This window comes from Lonsdalea britannica (assembly GCF_946477055.1).
Classification (GTDB): domain Bacteria; phylum Pseudomonadota; class Gammaproteobacteria; order Enterobacterales; family Enterobacteriaceae; genus Lonsdalea; species Lonsdalea britannica_A.
On record NZ_CAMKXG010000118.1, the window covers coordinates 1 to 10,274 of the forward strand.

The 10,274-nt window shown below is 55.2% G+C and carries 10 protein-coding genes; 9 read left to right on the plus strand and 1 reads right to left on the minus strand.

The features are described from left to right. Positions 1 to 614, minus strand: a 614-nt coding sequence (locus Q7O77_RS09615; protein ID WP_304166290.1) for an FAD-dependent oxidoreductase, incomplete at its 3' end; no start/stop codon positions are given. 214 nt (positions 615 to 828) lie between these two features. Here Q7O77_RS09615 and miaB point away from each other — a divergent pair. From miaB to Q7O77_RS09660, 9 genes are all read left to right on the plus strand, one after another. Next, positions 829 to 2,253 carry a tRNA (N6-isopentenyl adenosine(37)-C2)-methylthiotransferase MiaB gene (gene miaB / locus Q7O77_RS09620; protein WP_304166317.1) on the plus strand — a complete coding sequence of 475 codons (1,425 nt, stop codon included), beginning with the start codon at positions 829 to 831 and terminating at the stop codon, positions 2,251 to 2,253. Between the two features lie 219 nt (positions 2,254 to 2,472). Then, complete coding sequence (locus tag Q7O77_RS09625) at positions 2,473 to 3,528, plus strand: PhoH family protein (RefSeq protein ID WP_304166300.1); 1,056 nt, start codon at positions 2,473 to 2,475, stop codon at positions 3,526 to 3,528. Continuing rightward, positions 3,525 to 3,989: an rRNA maturation RNase YbeY gene (gene ybeY / locus Q7O77_RS09630; RefSeq protein ID WP_094117657.1), complete on the plus strand. Its 465-nt coding sequence runs from the start codon at positions 3,525 to 3,527 to the stop codon at positions 3,987 to 3,989. Before Q7O77_RS09625 ends, ybeY begins: the two co-directional genes overlap by 4 nt. 119 nt (positions 3,990 to 4,108) lie before the next feature. Beyond that, entirely contained in the window at positions 4,109 to 4,987 is an 879-nt protein-coding gene (corC, locus tag Q7O77_RS09635) for a CNNM family magnesium/cobalt transport protein CorC (RefSeq protein WP_304166304.1), read from the plus strand. A 6-nt stretch (positions 4,988 to 4,993) separates the two neighbouring features. Beyond that, a complete protein-coding gene (gene lnt / locus Q7O77_RS09640; RefSeq protein ID WP_304166308.1) occupies positions 4,994 to 6,526 on the plus strand; it encodes an apolipoprotein N-acyltransferase in 1,533 nt (510 codons plus the stop codon). A 351-nt stretch (positions 6,527 to 6,877) separates the two neighbouring features. After that, a complete protein-coding gene (locus Q7O77_RS09645) occupies positions 6,878 to 7,774 on the plus strand; it encodes a glutamate/aspartate ABC transporter substrate-binding protein (protein ID WP_304166311.1) in 897 nt (298 codons plus the stop codon). 155 nt (positions 7,775 to 7,929) lie between these two features. After that, positions 7,930 to 8,670 carry an amino acid ABC transporter permease gene (locus Q7O77_RS09650; protein WP_085652137.1) on the plus strand — a complete coding sequence of 247 codons (741 nt, stop codon included), beginning with the start codon at positions 7,930 to 7,932 and terminating at the stop codon, positions 8,668 to 8,670. A 2-nt stretch (positions 8,671 to 8,672) separates the two neighbouring features. After that, the gene (gene gltK / locus Q7O77_RS09655; RefSeq protein ID WP_085652136.1) at positions 8,673 to 9,347 is read left to right on the plus strand and encodes a glutamate/aspartate ABC transporter permease GltK; all 675 of its coding nucleotides are present in this window, start codon (positions 8,673 to 8,675) and stop codon (positions 9,345 to 9,347) included. Then, positions 9,347 to 10,072: an amino acid ABC transporter ATP-binding protein gene (locus Q7O77_RS09660; protein WP_085652135.1), complete on the plus strand. Its 726-nt coding sequence runs from the start codon at positions 9,347 to 9,349 to the stop codon at positions 10,070 to 10,072. The genes gltK and Q7O77_RS09660 overlap by 1 nt, the downstream gene beginning before the upstream one ends. Positions 10,073 to 10,274: the final 202 nt, after the last annotated feature.

Below are 10,274 nucleotides of genomic sequence, written 5' to 3' on the forward strand. Positions count from 1 at the left end.
GTAAACTGCTGCCAGGTGACATCCTGCTGTGGACCCTCCGTGCGAACGCTAATCAACATGCAGGACTGGCGGTACTGCCAACCACTGACGCCAATCCCTGCCCACTGACGAACCCGAGACTGGGCGCCATCCGCACCTACCACCAGCGTCGTTTCGATAACGGCGTCATCATCCAGCGTCACCCGCCAGACCGGCGCGTCATAGTCCAACTGTTTGAGATGCCGCGGGCATAGAAACGTCACTCCCGGCGTGTTTTCCAGCGACTGCCAGAGCGCCCGTTGCAGCACCCGGTTTTCGACCATGAAACCCAACTCCGGCAAGCTCAGTTCGCTGGCGTCGAACGCGACCCGGGCGCTATCCCACTCCCAGGTTTCCAGCCGACGATACGGGGCGCTGCGCATCTGTTCCACGTTCGCCCATGCCCCTAACTGGCGTAACAGCGCCACTGAAGCATAGCCAATCGCCGATAAACGCAAATCTGGCGGACTTTCTGCATCGAACGCTGGCGGCGCTTCCTGTTCCACCAGCGCCACCTGAAAACCGTTCTGCGCCAACCCTAATGCGGCGGCGGCGCCCACCATGCCCCCGCCGACGATGACTGCGTCAAAGTGCATACGTGCCCCACTATTTCTAAAGCCCACGATTTCTAAAGAAAATCCCGTGCATAACAGGAAGAGAATTGAACACAGTTTACTGGATTTCGGCCGTTTTTATCAGAAAAGCGAAGATGGGCGCATGCTGGTCACCGCGGCGCCAAACGATTACAATACGCGCCCGCACCAAGGTAAAGCGTGTTCACCCGAACTGAGTAATGGCAAGTCGATGACGATGACAAAAAAACTGCATATAAAAACCTGGGGCTGTCAGATGAACGAATACGATTCATCCAAGATAGCCGGCTTACTGGAAAGCACTCACGGTTATGAGCTGACCGAAATCGCAGAAGAGGCGGACATTCTGCTGCTGAACACCTGTTCGATCCGTGAAAAGGCGCAGGAAAAAGTCTTTCATCAGCTCGGCCGCTGGAAAGCGCTGAAAGACAGCAATCCGAATCTGATTATTGGCGTCGGCGGCTGCGTGGCGTCTCAGGAAGGCGCGCACATTCGCGAACGCGCCCACTACGTGGACGTGATTTTCGGGCCGCAAACGCTGCACCGCCTGCCGGAAATGATTAATCATGTGAACGGTACGCACAGCCCGATCGTTGACGTGAGCTTCCCCGAAATCGAGAAATTCGACCGTCTGCCGGAACCGCGCGCGGAAGGCCCGACCGCTTTCGTCTCCATCATGGAAGGCTGTAATAAATATTGTACGTTCTGCGTGGTGCCTTATACCCGCGGCGAAGAAGTCAGCCGTCCCTGCGACGATGTACTGTTCGAAGTCGCGCAGCTGGCCGAACAGGGCGTACGCGAAGTCAATCTGCTGGGTCAGAACGTTAACGCCTATCGCGGCGAAACCTATGACGGCAACATCTGTACCTTCGCTGAGCTGATTCGTTTGGTCGCCGCCATCGACGGCATCGACCGCATCCGCTTCACCACCAGTCATCCGATCGAATTCACCGACGATATCATTAGCGTTTATGAAGATACGCCGGAGCTGGTCAGCTTCCTGCACCTGCCGGTACAGAGCGGCTCAGACCGGGTACTGACCATGATGAAACGGCGTCATACCGCGCTGGAATACAAGGCGATTATCCGCAAACTGCATAAAGCGCGCCCGGGGATTCAGATCAGCTCCGACTTTATCGTCGGATTTCCCGGCGAGACAAATGACGATTTTGAACAGACCATGAACCTGATTGCCGACGTCAACTTCGACATGAGCTTCAGCTTCATCTATTCACCGCGTCCCGGCACCCCGGCGGCTGATATGGTGGACGACGTCAGCGAAGACGAGAAAAAGCAGCGCCTGTATCTTCTGCAGGAACGTATCACCCAGCAGGCCATGCGTTTCAGCCGTCAGATGATGGGCACCGTGCAGCGCGTACTGGTTGAAGGCACATCGCGTAAAAGCGTCATGGAGCTATCCGGGCGTACCGAGAATAACCGCGTAGTGAACTTCGAAGGGACTCCGGAAATGATCGGCAAGTTTGTCGACGTGGAAATCGTCGACGTTTACCCGAACTCGCTGCGCGGCGTGCTGGTCCGCACCGAAGATCAAATGGGACTGCGCGTGATTGAGTCGCCAGCGGCGGTCATCGCCCGTACCCGTAAAGAAAATGAGATTGGCGTGGGTATTTATCAACCCTGATAATCCCGCTATCGACGGGCAGCGTTGGCTGCCCGTGTTCCCATCCCGATGATCCTGCCTTGTTTTTATGAAACTGCCCCCAATATCGGTAGTGCGACTTGCGCCTTTTCGGGTTAGCGATAAATAATCATGGTTATTCATGCATAGCTGGCGATCGCCAGCCGACGGGACTCCAGTCTCAATCCGTCCATTTTCCGGTTAAATACCAAGAGGAATAATTTGAACGTAACGACCAAAGAGATCACCCTCGAACCCGCGGACAATAAACGTTTACTCAGCCTGTGCGGCCCGTTTGACGACAACATTAAACAGTTGGAACGCCGCCTGGGTATTGAAATCAACCGACGCGACAATCAATTCAAACTGGTCGGAACCGAACTGTGCGTCAAGGCGGCAGCCGATATCCTGCTGCATCTGTACGTTGATACCGCGCCGATGAAAGGCACTAGCCAGGATATCGACCCGGAACAGATTCATCTGGCAATCAAAGAGTCCGGCGTGTTGGAACAATCCGCCGACAGCGTGCCTGAATTTGGCAAAGCGGTGAACATTCGCACCAAACGCGGCGTCATCAAACCGCGCACGCCGAATCAGGCGCAGTACGTCGCCCATATTCTCGACCACGACATCTCGTTTGGCGTGGGCCCGGCCGGTACCGGGAAAACCTATCTGGCGGTCGCCGCCGCCGTCGATGCGCTGGAGCGTCAGGAAATTCGCCGCATCCTGCTGACCCGTCCGGCGGTGGAAGCCGGTGAAAAACTGGGCTTCCTGCCGGGTGACTTGAGCCAGAAAGTGGACCCGTATCTGCGCCCGCTGTATGACGCGCTGTTCGAGATGCTGGGCTTCGAAAAAGTCGAGAAGCTGATTGAACGCAATGTGATTGAGGTCGCCCCGCTCGCTTACATGCGTGGCCGTACGCTCAACGACGCCTTCATTATTCTGGATGAAAGTCAGAACACCACGATTGAACAGATGAAGATGTTCCTGACGCGTATCGGTTTCAATTCGAAAGCCGTGATCACCGGCGACGTGACGCAGATCGACCTGCCGCGCAACCAGAAATCCGGGTTGCGACACGCGATTGAAGTGCTGTCCGACGTCGAAGAAATCAGTTTCAACTTCTTCCACAGTGAAGACGTGGTGCGCCACCCGGTGGTCGCTCGTATCGTCAACGCCTATGAAGCCTGGGAAACAGCGGAGCAAAAGCGAAAAGACGCGCTGGCCGAACAGCGTAAACGCGAAGCGCTGCAAGCCGCCGGACAGGAGCAGAAATGAGTCAGGTTATTCTCGATCTGCAGATTGCCTGTGAAAACAGCGACGGCCTGCCTTCAGAAGCGCACTTTCAGCGCTGGCTGGACGCGGTGCTGCCGCAGTTCCAGGCGGAGTCGGAAGTCACCATCCGCATCGTCGATGAGGCGGAAAGCCATGAGCTGAACCATACCTATCGCGGAAAGGACAAGCCCACCAACGTGCTGTCTTTCCCGTTCGAAGCGCCGCCGGAAGTTGAACTGCCGCTGCTGGGCGATCTTATCATCTGCCGTCAGGTAGTAGAGCAAGAAGCCGCCGAGCAGGAAAAAACGCAGGAAGAGCACTGGGCACACATGGTGGTACACGGCTGCCTGCATCTGCTGGGGTACGATCACATCGAAGACAGCGAGGCCGAAGAGATGGAATCGCTGGAAACCGAGATCATGCAGGGCATGGGATTCGCGGATCCTTACCTGGCAGAAAAATAAACGGTTACCGAGTTGCGTTAAATTCGGTATCTTACACAGCTATATGCCAGCGGCGGCATTACACGACCTTACCCCGCTGGTTATCTTTTCCTAACCTGAGAGACGTTAACAGATACGCCATGAGCGACGACCATTCTTCCAACAGCGATAACCCCAGCCCCAAAAAGGGCTTCTTTTCTCTTATCCTCAACCAGCTTTTTCACGGTGAACCCAAAGATCGTAATGACCTGCTCACGCTGATTCGTGATTCGGAACAAAACGATCTCATCGACCCGGAAACCCGCGACATGCTGGAAGGGGTAATGGATATCGCTGAACAGCGAGTACGGGACATCATGATCCCGCGTTCGCAGATGATTACCCTGAAGCACAACCAAACGCTTGAAGAGTGCCTGGACGTGATTATCGAGTCCGCCCACTCCCGCTTCCCGGTCATCAGCGAAGATAAAGACCACATCGAAGGGATTCTGATGGCCAAGGACCTGCTGCCATTCATGCGCAGCGATTCCGAACCGTTCAGTATGGACAAAGTCCTGCGCCCTGCGGTCGTCGTCCCGGAAAGTAAACGCGTCGACCGCATGCTCAATGAATTCCGCTCGCTGCGCTACCACATGGCTATCGTCATCGATGAATTCGGCGGGGTTTCCGGACTGGTCACCATTGAGGACATTCTGGAGCTGATCGTCGGGGAGATCGAAGACGAATACGATGACGAGGAAGATCGCGACATCCGCCATCTGACTCGCCAGACCTATACCGTCCGCGCGTTAACGCCGATTGAAGACTTTAATGAGTCGTTCTCCACCCAATTCAGCGATGATGAAGTCGATACCATCGGCGGATTGATCATGCAGGCGTTCGGCCATCTGCCAGCTCGGGGCGAGACCATTGAGCTGGGCGGTTACCAGTTCAAAGTCGCGATGGCGGACAGCCGCAGAATTATTCAGGTGCATGTCAGAATACCTGACCACGCTCCGCAACCTATATTGGAAAACTAATCAGCAATGGCTGTCGCTTCCCTATTACAACGCCAGCAGAGCCGTCTTCTGCTGGCGCTTTTATTCGGCGCCAGCGGCACGCTGGCATTCTCTCCTTTTGATCTCTGGCCCGCCGCTCTCATCTCTCTGTTCGGTCTGCAGGCGCTCACTCTCGGCCGCAGCGTTCGTCAGTCTGCGGCCGTTGGCTTTGCATGGGGCTTCGGACTGTTCATCAGCGGCGTACAGTGGGTGTATGTCAGCATCGCCACTTTCGGCGGTATGCCAGGCCCCATTAACGTGGGTCTGGTCGTTCTGCTGGCGCTCTATCTGGCGCTATACCCGATGCTGTTCGCGGGCGTTCTGGCCCGCTTTTGGCCCAAGGCGAACCTGTGGCGCGTCGCTATCGCTGCGCCCGCGCTCTGGCAGCTGACCGAGTTTCTGCGTGGCTGGGTGCTAACCGGCTTTCCGTGGCTTCAGTTCGGCTATAGCCAAATCGACGGTCCTTTAAAAGGGCTGGCGCCGATTATGGGCGTTGACGCCATCACGTTTGTGCTGATGATCGTCAGCGGGTTACTGACGTTTGCCATCACGGCCCGCCGCTGGCTGCCCGCTGTCGTCGCCGCAGCCATCCTACTGCTGCCGTGGCCATTGCGTGGCATCGCCTGGTTTAAACTGGAGCCTGATCGCGCGGTCAACGTCGCGCTGGTGCAGGGCGATATTCCCCAGTCGCTGAAATGGGATCCCGACGAGCTGCTGAATACGCTAAAAATTTATCTCGACAGCAGTCTGCCCGTCATGGGCAAAGTGCCGATCATTATCTGGCCCGAATCAGCGATTCCCGACGTCGAAGCGCGCCAGCAGGAGTATTTGCGTCTGGTCGACCGAGCACTGCTCGAGCGTCACAGCAGCCTGATCACCGGTATCGTCGACGTCCGTCCGAAAGACAACGACGCGGACTATTACAACAGCATCATCGTTCTGGGTGACAAACAGCCGTACCGTTATCCCACGCTTAACCGCTACAACAAGCATCATTTGGTGCCGTTTGGCGAGTTTGTGCCACTAGAAACGCTACTCCGTCCGCTGGCGCCGCTGTTTGATTTGCCGATGTCGTCTTTTAGTCGCGGCAACTATGTACAGCCGCAGCTGGACGTGAGCGGCTACCGGCTTACGGCCACTATTTGCTACGAGATTATTTTGGGTCAGCAAGTGCGGGACAACTTCCGCGAAAATACCGATATGCTGCTTACCATCTCGAACGATGCGTGGTTTGGCCACTCCATCGGGCCGTGGCAGCACTTCCAGATGGCGAGAATGCGTGCGCTGGAGCTGGGCCGACCGTTGCTGCGCAGCACCAACAACGGGATCACGGCGGTCGTCACGCCGGAAGGCAACGTCAGCGCCTCGCTGCCGCAGTTCACACGTGATGTGCTGGAAACCTCCGTCACCCCCGCCACCGGCATGACGCCTTACGCACGTTGGGGCGCGTGGCCGCTATGGACACTGACGCTGCTGTTCGGCCTCTGCGCCATATTCTCTCCTCGGATCCGCCGCCGCTGATCTTCCCCGGTAGCGCACATCATGAATAAGAAAGGGCATGCTTAGCATGCCCTTTTTAACTCCTGGCATATTAATTGCTAAAACCTATGCGACGCGGCCGACCTGGCGTCTTTTAAGAGTGTGTGATCGCACGCAGCACGGATTCGGGGCACCAATAGCACCAAAGTAGTGCCAAGCCGACTAAATGCTGCAATTTAGTGCAGATTAACTCTCAAAAAAGATACATAACGGCCTCAGATTGTTAACAGTTGGCTATTTTTAATGATGTTGCAGTTTATTTGCGCTTTCGCGGTGCATCCGCAAAGCGTCACTCAATGATTAGCGCCATCACAACAGCAAAGGAGTTAGCACATGCAATTGCGTAAACTGGCACTTTCACTACTTCTGGCAGGTACAGCGGCAGGCAGTCTGGCTCATGCGGAAGAGCTGACCGGCACATTGAAGAAAGTGAAAGACAACGGCGTCATCGTTATCGGACACCGTGAATCTTCCGTTCCTTTCTCCTATTACGATAACCAGCAGAAAGTGGTTGGTTATTCCGAAGCCTATTCAGACAAGATCGTCGAAGCGGTCAAAAAGAAAATCGGGGCGCCTAACCTTCAAGTCAAACTGCTGCCGATCACCGCCCAGAACCGCATACCGCTGTTGCAAAACGGCACCTACGATCTGGAATGTGGTTCAACCACCAATAACCTGGAGCGTCAGAAACAGGCCGACTTCTCTAACACCATCTTCATCATCGGCACCCGCCTGATGACCAAAGTGGATTCCGGCATCAAGGATTTCTCCGATCTGAACGGAAAAACCGTCGTGGTGACCTCAGGGACAACCTCTGAAGTGTTGCTGAACAAGATGAACGATGAGAAGAAAATGAAGATGCGCATCATCAGCGCGAAAGACCACGGCGACTCCTTCCGTACGTTGGAAAGCGGCCGCGCGGTTGCTTTCATGATGGACGATGCGCTGCTGGCGGGTGAGCGCGCCAAGTCGAAAAATCAAGACCAGTGGGTCATTCTTGGACAGCCGCAGTCCAAAGAAGCCTATGGCTGCATGATGCGTAAAGACGATCCGCAGTTCAAAGCGCTGGTCGACGAAACCATCGCCCAGATCCAGACGTCAGGCGAAGCCGAAAAATGGTTCGATACCTGGTTCAAGCAGCCTATTCCGCCGCGTAATCTGAACCTGAACTTCGAGCTGTCTGACGACATGAAAGCCTTGTTCAAAGCGCCTAACGACAAAGCCTTCTAAGCTGCAAGTATCACAAGATAATAGGTTCAGGCATTTTGATTGCGGATTTGCGAACATGCTGGCGGGCTCAGGTCAGTCGCTCCCTGCCCTGAGCTCCAGACCGTTCACAAGTCTTCGGGTAGCCTTGAGGGCTACCCTTTTTACCGGAGTTTTTTATGTCAACAGATTGGAATTGGGGTATTTTCCTGCAATCCGCTCCATTCGGTAATACCACTTACCTCGGATGGATTATTTCCGGCCTACAGGTGACCGTTTCGTTGTCTCTGTGCGCGTGGATCATCGCATTCCTGCTGGGTTCGCTGCTGGGAATCCTGCGCACCGCGCCCAACCGTTTCATCTCAGGCATCGGGACCTGTTATGTGGAGCTGTTCCGTAACGTCCCGCTCATCGTGCAGTTCTTTATCTGGTATCTGGTGGTGCCCGAACTGCTGCCGGTTGACATTGGCATGTGGTTCAAGGCGGAGCTGGACCCGAACATTCAGTTCTTCCTGTCCTCCATGATCTGTCTCGGCATGTTCACGGCCGCCCGCGTCTGCGAACAGGTACGCGCCGGGATCCAGTCGCTGCCCCGCGGGCAGAAAGCCGCCGGTCTGGCGATTGGCCTGACGCTGCCGCAGACCTACCGCTACGTGCTGTTGCCCAACGCCTATCGCGTCATCGTTCCGCCTTTGACGTCGGAAATGCTTAACCTGGTTAAGAACTCCGCGATCGCGTCGACCATCGGTCTGGTGGACATGGCTGCACAGGCGGGCAAACTGCTCGACTATTCCGCGCACGCCTATGAGTCTTTCACGGCGATTACGCTGGCCTATATCGCCATCAACGCCATCATCATGCTGCTGATGCAGGTCGTTGAAAGAAAAACCCGTTTGCCGGGCAATATGGGGAGCAAATAAGAATGTATGAATTTGACTGGAGCTCCATCGCTCCCAGCATGCCTTACCTGCTGCAAGGCCTTGGCGTTACGATTAAAATCACGGTGATCGCCGTCATTTTCGGTATCCTCTGGGGAACCCTTCTCGCCGTCATGCGGCTGTCGTCGTTCAAACCGATCAGCTGGTTTGCCAAACTGTACGTAAACTTGTTCCGTTCCGTACCGTTAGTCATGGTGCTGCTGTGGTTTTATCTGATTGTGCCAAGCTTTCTACAAAATGTGCTTGGGCTGTCGCCGAAAACCGATATTCGGCTAGTTTCGGCTATGGTAGCCTTCTCCCTGTTTGAGGCGGCCTACTACTCTGAAATCATCCGCGCCGGGATTCAGAGTATCGCACGCGGTCAGGCTTCCGCCGCGCTGGCGCTGGGCATGACGCATTGGCAGTCCATGAGACTGGTGATTCTGCCTCAGGCTTTCCGGGCAATGGTTCCTCTGCTGCTGACTCAGGGCATTGTCCTGTTTCAGGACACCTCTTTGGTGTACGTGCTCAGCCTGGCTGATTTCTTCCGCACCGCGTCCAGCATCGGCGAACGCGACGGAACGCAGGTTGAGATGATCCTGTTTGCCGGGTTTGTTTATTTTATTATCAGCATCTGCGCATCAATGCTGGTTAATTATCTGAAGAAAAGGACGGTTTGATGATTTCCCTGAAAAATGTTTCTAAGTGGTACGGTCAATTTCAGGTACTTACCGACTGCTCCACAGAAGTTAAAAAAGGTGAGGTAGTCGTCGTTTGCGGACCTTCCGGCTCCGGCAAATCGACCCTAATCAAAACCGTTAATGGACTTGAACCCATCCAGGAAGGCCTGATTGAAGTTAACGGCATCGCCGTTAACGACAAACGTACGAATCTGGCCCAGCTGCGTTCTAAAGTCGGCATGGTATTCCAGCACTTTGAGCTGTTCCCGCACCTGTCGATCATCGACAACCTCACCCTGGCGCAGGTCAAAGTCCTCAAGCGTCAGCGCGAACCGGCGCGTGAAAAGGCCAAGAAACTGCTGGATCGCGTCGGGCTGTCCGCCCATGCGGACAAATATCCGGGCCAGCTCTCCGGCGGCCAGCAGCAGCGTGTCGCCATCGCCCGTGCGCTGTGCATGGACCCCATCGCGATGCTGTTCGACGAACCGACTTCCGCGCTTGATCCGGAAATGATCAATGAAGTGTTGGACGTGATGGTCGAACTGGCGCAAGAAGGGATGACCATGATGGTGGTGACGCACGAAATGGGCTTCGCCCGTAAAGTGGCGCACCGGGTCATCTTTATGGACGAGGGCAAGATTGTGGAAGACACCCGCAAAGAGGACTTCTTCACCAACCCCAAATCCGAGCGAGCCAAAGACTTCCTGGCGAAAATCCTGCACTGATGCAAGAGATAAGCACGATGCATTAACGCATTGTGTTAGCCAACATGATCAAAAAATCCCGGCAGACGATGCCGGGATTTTTTTTATAGCTACTCAACATCAGTTAAGCGAGGCGAGCGCAAGGAAAGCCGCTAGCGCGGTATGTCCCGTCAGGGCTGAAAAGGCTGACGATGGAACTGGTCATGCGAGCATTTCGGGCAAC